The sequence below is a fragment of the Singulisphaera rosea genome (genome assembly GCF_054877945.1).
Map to the genome: position 1 here is coordinate 32376 of NZ_JBTYIP020000009.1, position 20282 is coordinate 52657.

Consider the following 20282-nt stretch of genomic DNA (forward strand, 5'->3'; position numbering starts at 1 on the left):
CTCTCCTCAATGGAGGCCATCCCGAAGTTACGGGACGGCATCCCTCGCGAACCGCGACCGGGGGTCGACTGTCCTTCTCACCCGTTTCGGAGGCAGGGATTTCGATCCGGACCTCCGAGCGATTCTCTGACCAACAGAGAGGGCCCCCAGGCATGCGTGGCTTCGCACTGAGCATCGTCGAGTCCGTCCGTCACCCGCTACTGATCCTGGACCGGGACCTGCGCGTCCGGCAGGGGAACGCCGCGTTCTACCGTACCTTCGGCGTCACCAAGGAGGTTACGGAAGGCTACCACGTCTACGAATTGGGTGGGGGCCAGTGGGATATTCCGGAGCTGCGGAGGGTGCTGGACGCGGTCAATCGAGACGGTGAGGCCTTCCAAGATTTCGAAATCGAACACGAATTCCCCGACGTTGGCATCAAGCTCATGCGGATCGACGCCCGTCTCGTCTTCGACGCCGCCAACGGCACGGCCATGGTCCTGCTCGCCATCGAGGACGTGACGGAACGAGGCCGGGCCCAGACGGAGTTGCAGCAGCTCAACCGGGAGTTGGAAGACCGCGTCCGGGAGCGGACGGACGAACTGCAGGCGGCCAACCGGGAACTGGAGGCGTTCGCCTACTCGGTGAGCCACGACCTTCGTGCCCCACTGCGTGCGCTCGACGGCTTCAGCGACGAACTCCTGCGGAGCTATGCCGACCGGCTCGACGACCGGGGGCAGCACTACCTCCGGCGGCTCAGGTCGGGCACGCAGCGGATGGGGCAACTGATCGACGACATGCTCCAGCTGTCCCGGATCAACCGCGGCGAGATGAAGCGGGAGCGGGTGGACCTGACGACCTTGGCGAGGACAGTCGAGGCCGAGTTGCGTAACCAGGAACCTGATCGGGAGGTTGCCTTGGTCATCGAGCCGGGCCTATCCGCCGTGGGCGACGATGCGCTGCTGCGGGTGGCATTGGTGAACCTTCTCAGCAACGCCTGGAAGTTCACGTCGAAGACGCTGGCCGCGACCATCACGGTCGGCCGGGGGGAGTCCCACGGAGTCCCCGCGTTCTTCGTGCGAGACGACGGGGCCGGCTTCGACATGGCCCACGTCTCCAAACTGTTCGGGGCCTTCCAGCGGCTGCATGGGGATCGGGAGTTCCCCGGAAACGGCATCGGCCTGGCCACCGTGCAGCGAGTCGTCCACCGCCACCGCGGACAGGTCTGGGCCGAGGGCGTCCCGGGGCAAGGGGCCACCTTCTACTTCACCTTGCCCCTGGAGGGGACGCCGTGAGCGAAAAGATCATCCTGCTGGTGGAGGACAACCAGGACGACGAGGAGCTGGCCGTGCTCGCCTTCGAGCGGAGCCGTATCGCCAAGGCGCTGGTCATCGTCCGCGACGGCCAGGAGGCCCTCGACTACTTCTTCGGCACCGCGGCCAAGGGGGGCAAGGACGCGAAGGAGTTGCCCCAGGTCGTCCTGCTGGACCTCAAGCTCCCGAAAGTGGACGGCCTGGAAGTCCTCAGGCAAATGCGTGCCGACCCGCGGACCCGGAGGCTGCCCGTGGTCGTTTTGACCTCCTCGAAGGAGGAGCAGGACCTGCTCACCAGCTACGACCATGGGGCCAACAGTTACGTCCGCAAGCCGGTGGATTTCGTTAGCTTCACCGAAACCTTCCTTCAACTCCAGATGTACTGGCTGGTCCTCAACGAGGCACCAACGATCGGTGGCGACGGATCATGACCGTTGCGCTGCGAATTCTGATCGTCGAGGACTCGGCGGACGACGCTGAGGTGGCGATGCTGGCGCTTTCCCGAGGCGCGATCACCCCCGACTGGAAGCGAGTCGAGTCGGCTGACGAGCTACGGGCCGCCCTGGCTGAGGGGCCTTGGGACGCGGTCCTCTCGGACTTCACCCTTCCCGGCTTCGGGGCGGTCGAGGCCCTGGCCCTCTGCCGGGAGGCGGACCCGAACCTCCCCTTCGTGGTGGTTTCGGGGACCATCGGCGAGGAGAGGGCGGTCGAGATGATGCGGGCGGGGGCCGGCGACTACCTTCTCAAAGGTAACCTCACCCGACTCTCCGCCGCGATCGACCGTGAGGTACGCGGGGCCGAGAACCGTCGGGCACGCCTCCGGTCGGAGCAGGCCGCACTCCTCCTGGCCAGCGTCGTCGAGTCCTCCGACGACGCCATCCTCTCCAAGTCATCCGAGGGCGTGATCACGTCCTGGAACCCGGCCGCCGAGCGACTCTACAAGTGGACGGCGGCGGAAGCGGTCGGTCGGCACGTATCGCTGATCGTCCCGGCCGACCGTGCCGACGAAGTGGCCCGGATCATGGATCGGCTGGAGAGCGGCGAACGGATCGAGCACTTCGAGACGGTGCGGCTTTGCAAGGACGGTACGCGGGTCGATGTGGCGATCACCGGATCCCACCTCCGGGATCGGGACGGCCGGAACGTCGGGTACTCGTGGATCGCCCGGGACATCACCGCGCGCAAGCTGGCGGAGGAGGCTCTGAAGACGATCGAGGAGCGGCTCCGCCTGTTCATCGAGTACGTCTCGGCGCCGATCGCCATGTTGGACAAGGACATGCGGTACCTCCACGTCAGTCGACGATGGCTGGCCGATTACCGCCTGGGGGATCGCGACATCACCGGGTTGAGCCACTACGAGTTGTTCCCCAACGCTCCGCACCATTGGGAGGAGATCCATCGACGCTGCCTGGCCGGGGCGACCGACCGTTGCGAAGAGGCCCGGTTCGATCGAGGTGACGGCTCGGTCCAGTGGATCCGCTGGGAGATCCGACCCTGGCTCAAGCCGAGCGGCGAAGTCGGCGGGATCATCATGTTCACGGAAGACATCACCGAGCGCAAACACTCGGAGGAGGCCCTCCGGGTCGGCGAGGAGCGTTACCGGACCTTGATCGCCGCGACCACTTCCATCGTCTGGGATTCTCCGTCGTCGGGGGCGTTCGATTCGGAGCAGCCGGGGTGGACGGCATTCACCGGTCAGGCGGTCGAACAACACCGGGGGTGGGGGTGGTTGGACGCCGTCCACCCGGACGATCGGGAGAACAGCGCGCGGGCGTGGGCGACGTCGATGGCGGAGCGTCGGGAATATCGGGTGGAACACAGGCTCCGGCGGGCGGATGGGGAGTACCGCCATATGTCAGTCCGGGCCGTGCCGATCTTCGCCAAAGGCGGGGCGATCCGTGAATGGGTCGGCGTGCATACCGACGTGACCGACCAATACCGAGCGGAGGCGGACCTTCGTTTGCGGGACCGGGCCATCCAGGCGGCGACCCAGGGCCTTCTGATCACCGACCCTGGCCAGCCGGACAACCCGATCGTCTACGCCAGCCCCGGATTCGAGCAGATCACCGGGTACGCCTTCGAGGAAGCCCTCGGCCGGAACTGCAGGTTCCTCCAGGGCAAGGACACCGATCCCGCGGCCACGGCCCGGCTGCGCGCCGCGGTGCGGGCCGAGGAGGCCTGCACGGTCGAACTGCTGAACTATCAGAAGCACGGGACGCCGTTCTGGAACGAGATGTCGATTTCCCCGATCCGCGACGCGTTCGGGCGGTTGACCAACTTCGTCGGCGTCCTGTCGGACGTCACGGCCCGACGGGGCCTGGAAGAGCAATTCCGAGCGTCACAGAAACGGCTGGAGCACGTCGTGGCGTCCAGCCCCGCCGTCCTTCTCACGATGTCGGTCGCCGACGATCAAATCCAGGGTATCAGTTGGATCAGCGATAACCTGCGGGACGTGCTCGGGTACCAACCCGACGTGGTATCGGACCCGAACTGGTGGCTGGAACGTCTCCACCCGGAAGACCGGGACCGGGTCGACGCGGAGGCCCACGCGACGCTATTCAGCCACGGTCGCACGAGCCAGGAATACCGTTTCCGCCACGGAGACGGCGGCTACCGATGGTTGCGCGACGAGCGTCGGCTGATCCGCGATGCGACCGATCATCACATGGAGATCGTCGCCTCGTGGTCGGATATCACCGAACGCAAAAGCCTGGAGGACCAGTTCCGACGGGCGCAGAAGATGGATGCGTTCGGTCAACTCGCCGGGGGCGTAGCCCACGATTTCAACAACCTCCTCACCATCATCAACGGTTACAGCGAGTTGCTCCTCCAGAGGCTCCCTCAGGACGACCCGTCCCGGAAGCTGATCTCCGAGATCTACAAGGCCGGGGAGCGGTCGGCCGGGCTCACTCGTCAACTCCTGATGTTCAGCCGCCAGGAAGTCCTGGCCACGCAGATCCTCGATCTGAACGAGGTGCTGGCCGACACCGACAAGATGCTCCGCCGGCTGATCGGGGAGGATGTCCGGCTGACCACCACGTTGGAATCCGAGCCTTGGGCGGTCCGTGCCGACCTCGGGCAGCTCGAGCAGGTGCTCTTGAACCTGGCCGTGAACGCCCGGGACGCGATGCCCGAGGGAGGCCGACTGACGATCGAGACCCAGAATATCGAGCTGGATGCGGCCTACGTCCGCACCCACGAAGGTGCCCGCGCAGGCGAGCACATCCTCCTGAGCGTGACCGACACCGGGAGTGGCATACCCCCGGACGCGTTGGCGAATATCTTCGAGCCCTTCTTCACGACCAAGGAGCCGGGCAAGGGCACCGGGCTCGGATTGGCCACCGTGTACGGGATCGTCAAGCAGAGCGGCGGCCACATCGTGGTGTATAGCGAAGTCGGGATCGGCACGACGTTCAAGGTCTACCTGCCCCGAGTGGAGAAGGCGTCCGAGGTCTCGAAAGCCCCGTCCCGGAAGCCTCCCCTTTCTCACGGCACGGAAACGATCCTGTTGGCCGAGGATGAGGCCGGGGTGCGGACCCTGACCAGCTACGTCCTCGCCCAATGCGGGTACAAGGTGCTGGAAGCGAATAATGGAGACGAGGCCGTCCGGGTGGCGGCGGGGTACGACGGCCCCATCAACCTATTGATCACCGATGTCGTCATGCCCGGTGCAGGCGGCCGGGCCGTCGCCGAGCGCATGACCGAGCAATACCCCGGGATGCGTGTTCTGTACATGTCCGGGTACACCGACGATGCGGTCATCCGGCACGGGGTGCTGCGAGTGGGCGTGAACTTCATCCAGAAGCCGTTCACTCCCTTCGCACTGGCGTCCAAAGTCCGCGCGGTGCTGGACCGGAACGATTAAGAATAAGACTAAGACAGGGCGTAATCCTTTCTGGAGATGGCGAATGACCGAGACTCAACGAACACCCCGACTCATCTTGGTCGTGGACGATGAGCCCGCGATCAGCGAACTTGTAAGATTGGTGATGGAAGGGGAGGGCCACGAGGTCGTCGTGGCCGGCGATGGCCAGTCGGCGCTGGATCGTGCGGCGGAGCGCGTCCCGGACCTGGTGATCCTCGACATCGATATGCCGGAGGTGTCCGGATTCGAGGTCTGCCTGCAACTGAAGAGTCGCCCGGCCACGCGGCTGATCCCGATCCTGATGTTGACCGGCAGGGATCACGACGACCGCATGCGGGCTTGGGATTTCGGGGCCGACGAGTACCTGACCAAGCCGTTCAAAGCCATGGAAGTCGCCACGCGTTGCCGGTCGCTCCTGCGTCAGAAGGAGCTTGTGGACGCGTTGGATTCGGCCGAATCCGTCGTGTTCACCCTGGCACGCGCCCTCGAGGCGAAGTCTCCCTTCACCCATGGGCATACCAGCCGAGTCACCGAGCATGTGCAGTCATTGGCCGTACGGCTGGGACTGGGCGAGCCCGAGCTCGACGTCCTTCATCGCGGCGCGGTCCTCCACGACATCGGGAAGATCAGCACGCCCGACACGATCCTCAACAAACCCGGCCAGCTGACGCCCGATGAGTTCGAAGTCGTCCGACGCCATCCGGCCGAAGGCGCGAAGATCGTCGAGTCTCTCCGCTCCGCCCGCGATGTCATCCCGCTGATTCGCTGGCACCACGAACGGATGGACGGACAGGGCTATCCCGACGGACTCGCGGGCGGCGAGATCCCGTTCCTGGTTCGCATCCTGTCGGTGGCCGACGTGTATGACGCCCTGGCGAGCGAGCGACCTTACCGGTCGGCCATGCCCCACGAACAGTGCCGGGCCGTCATGGTGGAGAACGCCGACGCGGGCGGGCTGGACCCCGAACTGGTCCGGATTTTCTTCGAGACCGTCGTCGGGCCGGCGATCGCCACGACGGCGGGACGACGGGCGGAACCGACGGACCCCGGATCGAGCCAATCAATAGAAAAATCGTAATATTTAAATTAAATTATAATTAAACTTATAACCCTCTGTCGCCGCATGCGACGGAGGATCGACCCCATCAGACCGTCCGGCGTCCTCCTGGCATTCGACGTACAACCTGACGATCCGCTTCCATTGGCCGACGGTTTCCCACCACCGGAATTCGCAAAAATCATGAGGGATGGGGCTTGCGAGCCGCGAAGCCGGTCACTACAGTTGTACGAGACACGTCGTCGCACAATTCGCGTGGGTGGTGGGCCCGGATCGCCTCGGGCCATGGTTGGGAGGGCAAGACGATGAAGGGTTATCGCCTGGATCGGATCCGACGCCGGATCGGGTTGGGGATGCTGGTCGTCACGGGGTCCTGGGTGACCTGGACGTTACTGCCGGGGTTGCCGGTCTTCCTCGCCCCTCGGGCGAATGCGGAGGTGAAGGCGGTGGGGCTCGCGCTGTTCGAGCACGAGTGGCGGCCCCATGACGCGATGGCCAAGGGGGACGGCCTCGGGCCGGTTTTCAATGCCCGGTCGTGCGTGGCGTGCCACTTCCAGGGAGGGGTCGGGGGCGGCGGCGACAACAAGCATAATGTCGTCGCCTTCGAGGCCCATCCGACCCGCGATCGCCCCGAGGTCAAGGGGGGGCTGATCCACAAGTTCGCCGTCGAGAACCGGTTCTTCGAGGGCCGGAACACGCTCCAGTCGTTCTTCCCGATCGTGCCGAACGGCATCACGGTCGAGAGCGGCTGCCAGGTCTTCACTCTTGATTTCGACCCCATCCACACCGAGACCGTCAACAGCACCGCCCTCTTCGGCGCGGGGTGGATCGACCGGATCTCGAGCAAGAGCATCACCCACCAGCACATGACGTCGTCGGTGTCGAAGATTGCCCGCGAGCTCGACTCGGACTTCGGCGGGCCGGTGCCGGGGCGCCCGCGGATCCTGCCGGACGGGCGGGTCGGCAAGTTCGGGTGGAAGGCCCAGTTCGCGACGCTCGAGGACTTCGTGGCGGCCGCCTGCGCCAACGAGATCGGCCTCGGCAATCCTCGGATGGACCAGGCGAAGCCGATGGTGAAGGCGGGATATCCCCAGATTGACCGGGACCTCGACGACACGCAGTTCGACTCGCTCGTCGCCTTCGTCGACACGCTGCCTCGCCCGGTCGCGATCACGCCCGACTCGCCCGCCGAGGCGTTGGCGGCGGATCGCGGCCGCGAGTTGTTCACGAATGTCGGCTGCATTGCTTGCCACACGCCGGACATGGGGGGCGTCACCTCGGTCTACAGCGACTTCCTCCTCCACCGCCTCGACGACCGGACCAAGGGAAGCGGCAGCGGACCTTACGGCGGCGGCCGGACGCCCGTTCCGTTGCCGCACGCCTATCCCCTGCCGGAGGAGTGGAAGACGCCCCCGCTCTGGGGTGTCGCCGACTCGGCGCCCTATTTCCACGACGGCGGCTCGACCACCCTCTCGGCCGCCATCCTCCGCCACCACGGCGACGCCCAGGCCGTCACCGATGTTTACAACGCGCTGACCGCCCGCGATCGTGAGGCTGTCATCGCCTTCTTGCGGACCCTCAAGGCCCCCACAGAGGCGAAGCCTGCGGGCCTCCCCGCCCGGACGACGCTGGCCAGGGTGCCCTAAGGACTCTGTCTCGAAACCCGGCTTTTTTCTTAAAAACCGGGTTTCTGACACAGTGGATGTTGCCGACCCTTCCCGGGATGTCGTTGACGACTCCCACAGAAGCCCGGTTTTTAAGAAAAGACCGGGTTTCGCGACAGTCGTGCTCCGCTCTGAGACGCATGAAGCACTCCTGCCCCACGACGTTTCGTGGGGCAGGAGTGCTTTTTCTTTGTGGATTCGGCCGTGGAGTGATCTCCATACCGACTCAGGGTTCCTGAGTGACGGACCACACCCGAATCTTCCGCGTCTCGCGACGGAACTGGAGCGAGCTCTGACCGGTGAGGTTTTCGAGGATCTTGTCCAGGAGGGCGGGATCCTTGTCTCCGTCCAGGTCTCGGAGGTAGGGATTCAGGTGGGACTGCCACTCGAGTTTCCGCTCACTCGGCTCTTCGGATTCGTTGACGAAGGCACGCCCCGAGCGGTTCTCGAGCCAGCCCAGCATCTCCCCGAGCGTGTTCATGTTGGGGCCGCCTCGCCGAGGAACCGGGGGAGGCGTTTCGACATACAAGTGGACGAAGGGATCCTGTCCGGCATCCGGCAAGGGGCGGAACTGGAACCGGCCTCGGGCGACGATGACCTTGCGAAAGACCATGCGACTCGTGAAATCGACTCGGATCCCGGCCTCGTCTCGCAGAATGACCTTGAGCGCCCCCAGCAGGTCGGTCGGACTCGCGCCATCCCGGCGCACCCAATCCCCGAAAATCTTCAAATCGCCGAGAGCTTCGGGGATCTCGAATTCGTAGGGACGGAGGCGAATCACGTCCTGGAGGAGACTCCGAAGATTGCGTTGCTCGACGCCCGAGGTAGAGACGAGCTTCGGCGATGTCTCGTATGCGAAGAGATGAGAGTATCGCTCGAAGCCGAGCCCGTTGGGGTCGAACTCGAAGAGATACTCAGACCGCACTTGCGGGAACGGGGGAGCCACTCGTCTCAGGAACTTCCCTTCGGCGAGGGCATAGTGGGCCTGGAACGCCTCCAGGCCGGGGAAGGGAGCGGCGGCGACCCCGAAGAGCGTCTCGAACTCTTGCACGGGGATCGCTTCGAGATTGAAGGGCAAGGGTTTGTCGAGGAGCCGGCCGTCGGGCCCGACGAGTTCGTTCACGGGTAAGAGCCGCCCACCTCGGGCCTCGTCGACGATTCGGTAAGCGGCGTGAGTGGCCCCTTGAGCCTTCAAGAGCATCCCCGGGATTTCCGACTCGCCTCCTCCATCGATCGCGACCCGGAACGGGACCTTTCGACCTCCCCACATGGTTCGGCTCAAATCATCGAGAGTGACCCTGACGCTATCGACGGTCCGCCCGGAATCCGGGAAGACGACGAGGATCTTGAGACCGCGATCGCCGAACTGCTGGTGGAGACGCATGAGTCCCGGCATTTGCTGCGGGCTAGAGGTGTTCCAAAAATGGATCAAGACATGGGACCCTCGGAGATCGGCGATACGGGTTGGTTCTCCATAGGCCCACCCTTTGATCTGGGCGAGTTCCGGGGCCGGCTTCCCCACGAGGATGTTCCCGCGTTCTGAAGGAGGAGACGGCGGAACCTGCGGATTGACCCTGTCTCGTGTGACCTTTTCGACGACCTCCTGGGGAGGTTGGATGCGGAGGACGTAAGCCGTCCCATTGCTCAAGGGGGTCGCGATATGGTGGCCGTCCGGGGCGAAGGCCACGCCAAGGATCTTGGGAGAGCTCGCGTTGGGAAAGCGGATGGTTTGTCGTAACGCCCCATCGCGAGGGTCCCAGACGCGAAGCTTGCCGTGCCGCGAGTCGAGCGTCACGAGACTCCGGCCGTCGTCGGCGATCGCAAGCCCGTCGATCGCGTCGTGACCGTGGTTGAGGACCAACCGGGTCTTTCGCTTCTGGGAGTCCCACAAGACCACGAGGGTCCTGGCGAGACCATCCGGCCCAAACCGCGGGCCGGTGAGAACGATGGTCTTACCGCCAGCACCTGTACCTTCGACACGGAGGCGGGCCATCCCCTCGAATTGGGGGAAGCTCGCTCGTGTGCTTTGGTCCTGGATATTCCATTGAGTCAGAGAATCCAACAAATTCGAATTCGGCGTGGATGTCGAGGTAAAGAAGAGCTGACCTCCATCCTGCGAGAAGCCGAAATTTCCCTCCGAGAGCACGAGACGGCTGTGGAGCTTGCCCGACGCCATGTCCCAGAGTCGAAGGGTCATCTCCCCCGAACGGTCGAGGGTCCGCGCCGCGAGCCAGCGAGCGTCGGGGCTGAAGCGGACCGACTCTCCGGCTTCTCCGGGAAGGCTCCAACCTTTCATAACGCGTCCGGACTTGGTCTCCAGGATCTTGACCTGCATTTCACCGGATCGATCGACGGAGGCAAGCGACTCACCATGAGGGCTATAGTCGACGCCCATCACACTCGCGTTGGACTGGTCGGTCCATCGCTCGCGACGGTTCGGGATGTCCCAGAGTGTCAGCCGACCGTCACTGCCCCCCGTCGCGACGGTTTGGCCATCGGGACCGAACGCCAGGCAGTTCATCCGGCCGATGTGGCCGGAGAATTGCAGTTTGGGCGTTCCCGACTCCGCATCCCAGACGCGGATCCCCTGCCCGGCCGACACGAGCGATCGGCCGTCCGGGCTGAACGAGAGCGACGCGGGACCTGTCGTCGGGCTGACTCTCCAGCTCTTCCGCAGGGCGCCCGAGCCGATCTCCCAGACCTTGATCTCGTTCCCGAGGCTCCCGGAGGCCACGGCCCCATCGCCCCGGACGGAGAGAGTGAGGATGGTCGATTCATGGGCCTTGGGGATCGACCGGAGCAACCTCCCGCTGGCGGGATTCCAGACGTTCACCGAGCCGTCTGCCCCTCCCGAGATGAGGTGAATCTGGTCCGCATCCGTCGTCAGGGCGCGGACACCTCCCTCGTGGGCCTGGAAGGTCTTGAGCCGCTTGCCGGTCTCGAGATCCCACGCGCCGATCGTCCCATCCGGGTAACCGACCGCGATCGTCCTGTCCCTCGAGAGGAACGCCAGGGCGACGCGATCCGACCCATCGCCGCGCCGAGGTGTCTTCGTGTTCGGGGTAAAGGTGAAGAGCGCCTTACCGGTCGACGCATCCCAGAGGGTCGCGTCGCTCTCCTGCCCGGTGGCCAGCCTCCGCCCATCGGGATGAAAGGCGAGACTCGTGACAGGCGCCGAGGCCTGGATCGTGCGGAGTCGGCGGCCGGTCGCGACCTCCCAGATCGTCACGGAATGGTTGATCCCCCCCGCGGCGATCGTCCGGCCATCGGGGCTGAACGCCAGACAGGAGAGTCGGATCTCTCTGCCCGGCGAGGCCGTGCGGATCTCGAGCCGGAGCCGCTCCTCGCCCGAGCCGGCGTCCCAAAGTCGCAGGGTTCCGTCGTCTCCCGCCGAGGCCATCGCAGTCCCGTCCGGGCTGTAGGCCACGGCGTTGACGTCGGAACCATGCTTCAGCCGGCTGTCTCCGAGCACGGCGACGAGACCGTCCGGGGCGTCATCCGGCACGCCCGATCCCGCCACCTTCAGCTCATACGGCGGGATCTGATCCCGAGCGAGGCGATCCACGGGACCTTGGGAAACCCGTGGCGGAATCTGTTTAGGTCCCCCCTTCGCCCCCTCCTGAATCGCGAGGACGGCGGTGCCGCTCGCCGCAAGGCCTGCAAACATGAGCATGATCGAGGCCACGGCCTTCAGTTTTGCCATGAACAAGTTCCTCAGGGTCGATTCCACCAAGGCGACCACCGTCGCCGATGTCACGTCCACGAACGGCCGCCCCGAGGCGAACCGGGTGGACGCGATGACGGTCGGGCCGATCAGGCTCGCAGGCAGTTCCTCGGCATGGGGCTCCGTCCTTGCTCGCGAAGGCACCACCGCCGCATCCGGCTCCAGCCCTCGACTCGCCAGTCGGCCTCGGAGTCGATCCCTCGCACGGGTGAGGCGGCTGTGGACGGTCCCCACCGGACATGCCAGTTGCTCGGCGATCTGAAGGTGCGTCCAGCCCTGGAAGTAGTGGAGGACGACGGGCGTCCGATACCGCTCGGGGAGCCTCCCGATCTCGTCGTCGAGGAGCGACCGAACTTCCCGAACTTCGGCGTCATCGAACGCGACGACGCTCGGCACGTCGTCACGACTGTGACATTCGCGTCTCCGACGCGTCTCGATGTCCCGCCTCGACCGGGCCGCGACCCGATAGGCCACCCCATAGAGCCAGGTCCCGAGGAATTGCCGCTCCCGGATCGAACCGGCCTTCCTGGCCAGCACCAGGAACGTCGCCTGGAACGCGTCTTCCGCGTCGTGGGGATCGCGGAGCAGTCGCCGGCAGACGCTCCAGACCATAGGTCCGTGACGTCGAACAAGGACCTCGAACGCCACCTCGTCATGGGCCGAGACGAACCGTTGCAACAACTGGTCCTCTCCGGCCCCGGACACGGTCCCCTCGTCGAATAGCCGGGAGACCGCCCAAAGCACCTGGCTCGAATTGCGCCGGACCATAGACCGTCGAAGCCTCGGGGGCCAATCGCGACCGGATTCTTCCCGTCACGAATGGTTAGTGCAACCAGGCGCGGGACGCATCCCTTTTTTCGGGAATCCTCCGAGAATCTCGAAGGCTCGCAGGCGGTCGGAGCCCGGGGCGCTCTCTGGCGCTGGGTTGATTTCATCGAGACCTTCCGAGACATTGAGACGACCGATTCTCTGCCGGAGAATGCTCCGAGCTGGCGTCGAGCCGTCGTGCGACCAACTTCCAACGCGGACCCAGACCCTCATGTCGAGTGCTCACCACCGTTGCCGATCTCTCGTGCAGGCCGTCGTGATCGGGCTCTGGCTCGGATCGTGGGCGATGGCCGCGCCGCCGGAGGTACAGACGCAAACTCAGCCTCCGGCCTTGAACGCGGCGCCGCCAGCGTTTCGGGTGCCGAAGGGGTTGAAGGTCGAGTTGTTCGCGGCCGAACCCCAGTTGGCCAACCCGGTCGCGTTCTGCCTCGACGAGCAAGGGCGTGTCTACGTCGCCGAGGAGTATCGCTTCAACCGAGGGACCGAGGAGAACCGTACCCGTCCGTTCTTCCTCGAGGACGACCTGCAACTGCGGACCGTCGACGACCGGCTGGCCATGTATAAGAAATGGGCCGATCGGTTCGAGGGGGGGATGGACTGGTTCTCGAAGTATTCGGACCAGGTCCGGCTGCTCGAGGACCGGGACGGCGACGGCAAGGCCGACCGCTCGACGGTCTTCGCCGACGGCTTCAACGGCCCGCTCGACGGCCTCGCCGCCGGGGTGATTGCCCGCGACGGCGACATTTACTTCACCTGCATCCCCAACCTCTGGCGCCTCCGCGACACCGACGGCGACGGCAAGGCCGACGACCGGAAGGCCCTGCTCCACGGCTTCGGGGTCAGCGCCGGGTTCCTCGGACACGACCTCCACGGCCTGGTCTGGGGCCCTGATGGGAAGCTGTATTTCTCGATCGGCGACCGCGGCTTCCACGTCGAGACGCTCGAAGGGACGACACTGCACGGCCCCCGCACCGGCGCGGTGTTCCGGTGTAATCCGGACGGCTCCGCAATGGAGGTCGTCGCCAAGGGACTTCGCAACCCCCAAGAACTTGCCTTCGACGCCTACGGCAACCTGTTCGCGGCCGACAACAACTGCGACAAGGGGGACCACTCCCGGCTCGTCTACATCGTCGAAGGGGGCGACTCGGGTTGGAACATGTCCAACCAGACAATCCCCGAGCCTTATCTGACTGGCCCCTGGCACGCCGAGCGGATGTGGCACCTCCCCCACGAAGGGCAGCCGGCCTGGATCATCCCGCCCGTCGGCAAGCTCGGCGCGGGCCCTTCGGGGTTCATCGCCTACCCCGGCATCGGGCTCCCCGACCGCTACCGCGACCACTTCTTCTATTGCAACTTCGCGAGCGCGGACGGTGTCGAGTCCCTCGCCGTCAAACCGAAAGGCGCCGGGTTCGAGATCATCGAGCATGAGGATTTCCTCAAGCCGACCCTCGCCACCGACGTCGACTTCGGCTACGACGGCAAGATGTACGTCTCCGAGTTCGGCCGGCTCGAATGGGACGGCAGCAACAAGGCGGGACGGATCTACACCGTCTTCGATCCCTCCCAGCGCAATACCCCGGCGATCCGCCAGGTCGAGTCCCTCTTCAAGGCCGGCTTCGCCAAGCGTCCCGAGGCCGAGCTCACGACACTCCTCCACCACCCCGACATGCGCGTCCGGCTCCGGGCCCAGTATGCCCTCGCCGATCGGGGAGAGGCCGCGATTGCCTGGTTCGGAAAGGCCCTCGACTCTCCCGACGAGCCGCTCGCCAGGCTGCACGCGATCTGGGGGCTCGGCCAGGTCGGCCGCACCCACGCCAATGCCCTCGAGGCGGTCGCGGGACGCCTGGTCGATCCCGACCCTCGCGTCCGAGGCCAAGCCGCCAAAGTCCTGGGCGATGGGCACCGGAGTCCCGCTGCGGAGGCGTTGGTCAAACTCCTTCATGACGCCGACCTCCAGGTCCGGTTCCACGCCGCCGCGGCCCTGGGCAAACTCCGGCACTCCCCCGCGGTCGGCCCGCTGTTCGACGTGGTCCGGGAGGATGCCGGGCATGACCCGTTCCTCCGGCATGCCGTCGTGATGGCGTTGCTCGGGATCGACGACCAGGAGGCCGTCAACGCGCGGGCGAACGACCCGAACCCGGCCGTGCGGCTGGTCGTGGCGTTGGTCCTGCGGCGAAGGGCCGACCCGACGATCGTCCGGTTCCTCGACGACCCCGACCCGAAGGTTGCGACCGAAGCCGCCCGAGCGATCAACGACCTGCCGATCGAGGAGGGGATGAAGGCCCTGGCCAAGCACATCGGGAAGGTCACGGCCCCGGCACAGGACGACGTCGAACCGCTCGAACGCCGGGCCATCAACGCCAACTTCCGCCTCGGCGCCGCCGAGAACGCGAAGGCGCTGGCCGAGTATGTGGCCAACCCATCGCACCCGTTGCGGATGCGTGAAGAAGCCCTCTCGGCGCTCGGAGACTGGGTCACCCCGTCGAGCCGGGACCGCGTGATCGGCTTCTGGAGGCCCCTGCCCCGTCGTGATCCGGCGATCGTCCGGGGCGTGCTCGAAGGCGTGGCCGGCCCGTTGCTCTCCGGGACGTCGGGCACGCTCCAGGCCCGAGCGATCGAGCTCCTGACCTCGCTCAACGCCGAGGCCGACGGCGCGTTGTTCTTCCGGAACCTCGGAAACGCGAGCACCGACCCGGCGATCCGACTCGCCTCGCTGCGATACCTCGTCGCGCGGAAGGATCCGAGGCTCGACTCCGCGCTCCAGGCGTTGCTCAAGGACAGCGACTCCACCCTCCGCGCCGAGGTCCGTCAGGTCCTCGCCGTCGTCGACCCGTCACGCGCCGTCGCGTCGATCGCGGACGTCCTGCCCGATGCCGGAGTTCCGTTCGCGGAACGGCAACGGGCGTTGGCGACCCTGGGCGATATGAAAACACCACCCGCCGACGCCCTGCTGAAAGATTGGACGACCCGACTGGCCACTGGTGGCGTCCCCCTGGGACTCCAACTCGATGTCGTCGAGGCCGCGAGGACGAGAGGCACCCCCGAAATTCTCGGCGCCCTCGAGACCTTCCAGTCGTCCCAATCGAAGGCCGACCCGCTGGCCGCCGTGCGATTCTGCCTCGAAGGGGGAGACCGCGAGCGTGGCCGCATCGTCTTTGCAGGCCACGCTCAAGCGGAGTGCATCCGCTGCCACCGGGTCGGCGGCCAAGGGGGGGTTGCTGGCCCCGACCTCTCGGACGTGGCCTCGAGGGGCGACCGCGCGTACTTCCTCCAATCCCTGATGGAACCCGACGCCAAGATCGCGAGCGGTTACGGCACGATCGTCCTCGCCCTCGAAGACGGACAGATCGTCTCAGGCATTCTCAAGTCGGAAGCGAACGGCAAGATCACTGTCGAGACACCGGGCGGCCAGGTCGTCGTCCCCGCCGACAAGGTCGAGGAGCGTTCAGCGGTGACCTCGGCCATGCCGAAGGTGGGAACCATCCTCTCGCCCCGAGAGCTCCGCGACGTCGTCGAGTTCCTCTCGGGATTGAAGACGCGTCGATAAGGTTCAACGACCCGACCTTGGGCTCAACCTCGAGAGTCAACGCTTGCTCGTTCAAGGTCGGTTCGTCGATCGACCCAGTCACGAATGAATACCGGAAGAGAAGGCGAACTTATCAACAAATTGCGCAGATTAGCACAAATGATAATTATAAATAACTAATCAAATTATTTTTTATTTATATTTTTTAGATTGACCCGCGTTCAATCCGTGGCTAAAAACCATCCCCAGACCTTTCGAGGGAGGAGACGGCCTTGGCTCTCGAGATCTTCGCCATCGTCTTCGCGCTCGTCCTGCTGATGGCAATCGCCTATCGGGGGCTCCCTGTCATTCTTTTTGCGCCCCCGTGTGCCCTGCTCGCCGTCGGGCTATCGGGCCGGGCGCTCCTGCCGAGCTATACCGAGACGTTCATGACGAGCGCCTCGGTGTATATCCGGTCGTTCTTCCCGCTCTTTCTTCTGGGGGCGGTGTTCGGCAAGTTGATCGAATCGAGCGGCGCGGCCGGCTCGATCGCCGCGGTGATCGCCCGATCGCTCGGGCCTCGCCACTCGATCCTGGCCGTGGTGCTCGCCTGCGGCGTTTTGACGTACGGGGGCGTCTCGCTGTTCGTGGTCGCGTTCGCGGTGTACCCGTTCGCGTCGGCCCTCTTCCGCGAGGCGGATATCCCGAAGCGGCTCATCCCCGGGACCATCGCCCTCGGGGCGTTCACGCTCACGATGGACGCCCTCCCGGGCACGCCCCAGATCCAGAACTTGATCCCGACCCGGTATTTCGGGACGGATGTCTATGCCGCTCCTATTGCCGGGATCCTCGGCGGCCTGACCGTGCTGCTCGGGGGACTGTTCTGGCTCGACCGTCGCCGATCGAGCGCGGCGGCGGCCGGCGAAGGCTACGGGGTCGGGCACACGGCCGAGCCCGATATCGTCGAGGAGGGACGCCGGCCGAACTTCGCGGCGGCCCTGCTGCCGCTGGCGCTGGTCCTGGTGGGGAACTTCGTCCTGAGCCGGACGTCCTGGTCGGTCGCAAATTGGTATCCCGCCGAGATGCTGAAGCGCGACTTCCCCTCGGCGAATGTCCCGGCTTCGTCGCCGACATGGGCCCTGATCGTGGCCTTGCTCTTGGGGATCGGGGCCACACTTGTGATCGGAGCCGGGCGTTGGCGAGGCCGGCTCCAACCGGCGCTGTCGGCGGCCACGTCCGGGGCATTACTGGCCATCTTCAACACGGCGTCCGAGGTCGGGTTCGGGAATACGGTCAAGGCCCTGCCCGGGTTCCGCGCGATCCAGGACGGCGTCTTCCTCGTGAGCCGATATGTCCTCGTGTCCGAGGCGACTGCCGTGAATGTCCTGGCGGGGATCACCGGCTCCGCCTCCGGCGGCCTGTCGATCGCCCTCGACGTCATGGGGACGCGCTACATGGAACTCGCCCGGGCCCAGGGGGTCAGCCCCGAATTGCTCCACCGGATCGCCTCGATGGCCTCCGGAGGAATGGACACCCTCCCCCACAACGGCGCCGTGATCACCCTGCTCGCCATCACCGGACTGACCCACCGCCAGTCCTACGCCGACATCTTCGCCATCACCATCCTCAAGACGGTGACCGTGTTTGGCCTCGCCTTCGCCGCGTCGGTGGTCCGTTGAGGCAACGGAATTCCTTCGCCACGGATGAAACACGGATTGAACACGGATCGATCAGAGGCCAGACAACGAGCCAGCAGACCGTGAAACGCTCAAAACACAATGACTTCTATTTAATTTATTATTCTTATTTCATCCGTGGCTAAAATGCCCCTGACTTGTTTCGGCCTAATCCAGCTTGGCTCCGGCGGCCTGACGTAGACCCCCTCTAGGTTGAGACCGATCCGGCATCGCGTGCGAACTGCTCTTGAATTCCTTCGGAGAATCGTCGAAATTACATTTCCTCAGCACTTGGACGTCGGGAATACGTTCATGTGCGATGAACCGTCATGCAGCTTCGATTTGCTTCCAGGGAGGGACGAGATGCGCCTTAAATATGTCGTCGGCTTTGGGCTTCTCGCAGGAATCCTGGCCGGACGCCCCGTGTCGGCCGATCCGCTGCAAACCTTCGTGGCGACGTACACGGACTCGCTCGGCTCGTCGTTCTCGGGCATTCCGGTGACGATGAGCGACTTGACCCAGGGGGCGACCATTGAGCTCGGGACACTCCCGATTACGGGCACACCTGGGCCGGGGGGGACCTACCCGCTCACAGGGACGTTCGAGCTCGACGTGAGCCTGAAGCCCCCTCAGGGCTGGCCCGACCAGAACCCCCTCCACTACGATACGGCCCTCCTCAACGGCGAGTTTAGCGGGTCCATCCTGGGTCCGACGGGGAATTCGCCGAGCCTAGGGGGCGGGTTTCACGCACCAGTCGGAGGCGCTTCATTCTCCCCGGGCTCGTACAACGACATTCCCGCGTTGGGTGCCTTGATGCTGCACCCAGAACGGGTCCAAGTGAATGCCGACGTGATTACCCTGGTTTCGGGCAAGTCTGCGCTGGATATCCGCATGACCATCGCACCGCCGGGCATCATCATCCCGCCACCACCTCCGACAGTCCCCGAGCCGACGACATTGGCGACCATCGTGCTGGGTCTGACGGGGATAGCCTTCCGCCGGATTCGCTTACGAAGGTGATCCCGTAGCTAAACCGAGACTTGGCTGCGAACGAGGAGACGAACCGCGGAAAATGCAAATCTATCCACAGATGACACAAATTAATGCAGATGGAAAATCTGGACTCTTGATCTTATCTGCGCCGAGTTGTGTCATCTGCGGATCGTCTCCCGCCGCATAGGACCTTCTAGCATGAGTCAGGTCCTCGCCTCGATCAGGCGAGGATCTCCTTGACGACGCGGCCATGCACGTCGGTCAGACGATAATAGCGTCCCTGGAATTTATACGTGAGCTTTTCGTGGTCGATCCCCAACTGGTTCAGGATCGTCGCCTGGATGTCGTGGACGTGGACGGGGGACTCGACGATGTTGTATCCGAATTCATCCGTCGCCCCGACGGTGGTACCCGGCTTGATGCCGGCGCCGGCCATCCACATGGTGAAGCAACGCGGATGGTGGTCGCGGCCGTAGTCGCTGGCGGTGAGCTTGCCTTGCGAGTAATTGGTGCGGCCGAACTCGCCCCCCCAGACGACGAGGGTATCGTCGAGCATCCCGCGTTGTTTGAGGTCGGTGATCAGGGCATAGGTCGCGCGGTCGATGTCCTGGCACTGGCGGCGGATGCCACCGGGAAGTCCCCCGTGGTGGTCCCAGCCGGGGTGGTAGAGCTGGATGAAGCGGACGTCGCGCTCGGCCAGGCGTCGGGCGAGGAGACAGTTCGCCGCGAATGAGCCGGGGTTCTTGGCCTCGGGACCGTAGAGGTCGAAGACGTTCTTGGGCTCCTTGGCGACGTCCATCACCTCGGGGACGCTCGTCTGCATCCGGAAGGCCATCTCGTATTGCGCGACCCTCGCGTTGATCTCGGGGTCGCCGAGGTCTTCGTACTGGATCGAGTGGAGCTCGGCGAGGCGGTCGAGCATCTTCCGGCGCCCCGCGCTACTGATCCCCGCAGGGTTGTCGAGGTAGAGCACCGGGTCGTTACCGCTCCGGAACTGGACCCCCTGGTGGATGCTCGGGAGGAATCCATTGCCCCAGAGGCGGGCGTAGAGGGGTTGGTCGATCCGGTTCTTCGAGATCAGGACGACGAACGCCGGGAGGTTCTCGTTCGCGCCGCCGAGTCCGTAACTGAGCCAGGCGCCCATGCTCGGACGTCCGGCGAGTTGGGAACCGGTCTGGAAGAACGTGATCGCGGGGTCGTGGTTGATCGCCTCGGTGTAGACCGACTTCACGAAGCAGAGCTCGTCGGCGACCTTCGCCGTCCACGGGAGGAGCTCGCTCACCGTCGCGCCCGACTGCCCATGTTTGGCGAACTTGAAGATCGACCCGGCGAGCGGCAAGGCGGCCTGGAACGCCGACATCCCCGTCAGCCGCTGCCCCATCCGGACGCTGGCGGGGAGGTCCTGGCCGTTCATCCGGTTCAGCGTCGGCTTGCCGTCGAAGAGGTCGAGCTGCGACGGCCCACCGCTCATGAACAGGTAAATGATCCGTTTCGCCTTGGGAGCGAAGTGCGGGGCCGAGAGGATCCCCCGGAACGGGTTCGCCGGCTCGGGCGACGCGGCCGGGGCCTCCCGGCCGAGGAGCGAGGCCAGCGCAGCACCGCCGAGGCCCATCCCGAACCGCCCGAAGAAATCTCGGCGATTCATCGCGAAATTGATGTGCTCGCAGTTCATGACCGA

The 20282-nt window shown here is 65.1% G+C and carries 10 protein-coding genes; 8 read left to right on the top strand and 2 right to left on the bottom strand.

Going from position 1 to position 20282, the window contains the following annotated elements:
* Nucleotides 1-152: 152 nt before the first annotated feature.
* The 5 genes from ACYOEI_RS17095 to ACYOEI_RS17115 all read left to right on the top strand — a co-directional run bounded on the left by ACYOEI_RS17095 (nt 153) and on the right by ACYOEI_RS17115 (nt 7860).
* Entirely contained in the window at nt 153-1274 is a 1122-nt protein-coding gene (locus tag ACYOEI_RS17095) for a sensor histidine kinase (RefSeq protein WP_462850743.1), read from the top strand.
* Nucleotides 1271-1723, top strand: a complete 453-nt coding sequence (locus tag ACYOEI_RS17100; RefSeq protein WP_462850744.1) for a response regulator — start codon at nt 1271-1273, stop codon at nt 1721-1723. The genes ACYOEI_RS17095 and ACYOEI_RS17100 overlap by 4 nt, the downstream gene beginning before the upstream one ends.
* Nucleotides 1720-5157, top strand: coding sequence for a PAS domain S-box protein (locus ACYOEI_RS17105; RefSeq protein WP_462850746.1), 3438 nt, complete (start codon nt 1720-1722; stop codon nt 5155-5157). Before ACYOEI_RS17100 ends, ACYOEI_RS17105 begins: the two co-directional genes overlap by 4 nt.
* 43 nt (nt 5158-5200) lie before the next feature.
* On the top strand, nt 5201-6235 hold the full coding sequence (locus tag ACYOEI_RS17110) for an HD-GYP domain-containing protein (RefSeq protein ID WP_462850747.1): 1035 nt from the start codon (nt 5201-5203) through the stop codon (nt 6233-6235).
* Nucleotides 6236-6519: 284 nt separating this feature from the next.
* Nucleotides 6520-7860 (top strand): di-heme oxidoredictase family protein, encoded by a 1341-nt coding sequence (locus ACYOEI_RS17115; protein WP_462850748.1) that lies wholly within the window; start codon nt 6520-6522, stop codon nt 7858-7860.
* 244 nt (nt 7861-8104) lie between these two features.
* Here the strand turns inward: ACYOEI_RS17115 and ACYOEI_RS17120 are convergent, their stop codons facing one another.
* Entirely contained in the window at nt 8105-12370 is a 4266-nt protein-coding gene (locus ACYOEI_RS17120; protein WP_462850749.1) for a sigma-70 family RNA polymerase sigma factor, read from the bottom strand.
* Nucleotides 12371-12641: 271 nt separating this feature from the next.
* On the opposite strand from ACYOEI_RS17120, the gene ACYOEI_RS17125 reads away from it, so the two are divergent.
* From ACYOEI_RS17125 to ACYOEI_RS17135, 3 genes are all read left to right on the top strand, one after another.
* Nucleotides 12642-15977, top strand: coding sequence for a PVC-type heme-binding CxxCH protein (locus ACYOEI_RS17125; RefSeq protein WP_462850750.1), 3336 nt, complete (start codon nt 12642-12644; stop codon nt 15975-15977).
* Nucleotides 15978-16228: 251 nt separating this feature from the next.
* On the top strand, nt 16229-17614 hold the full coding sequence (locus ACYOEI_RS17130; protein ID WP_462850752.1) for a GntP family permease: 1386 nt from the start codon (nt 16229-16231) through the stop codon (nt 17612-17614).
* Between the two features lie 360 nt (nt 17615-17974).
* Nucleotides 17975-18631: a PEP-CTERM sorting domain-containing protein gene (locus tag ACYOEI_RS17135; protein WP_462850753.1), complete on the top strand. Its 657-nt coding sequence runs from the start codon at nt 17975-17977 to the stop codon at nt 18629-18631.
* A gap of 193 nt (nt 18632-18824) precedes the next feature.
* Here the strand turns inward: ACYOEI_RS17135 and ACYOEI_RS17140 are convergent, their stop codons facing one another.
* Nucleotides 18825-20276 carry a DUF1501 domain-containing protein gene (locus ACYOEI_RS17140; RefSeq protein WP_462850754.1) on the bottom strand — a complete coding sequence of 484 codons (1452 nt, stop codon included), beginning with the start codon at nt 20274-20276 and terminating at the stop codon, nt 18825-18827.
* Nucleotides 20277-20282 lie beyond the last annotated feature (6 nt).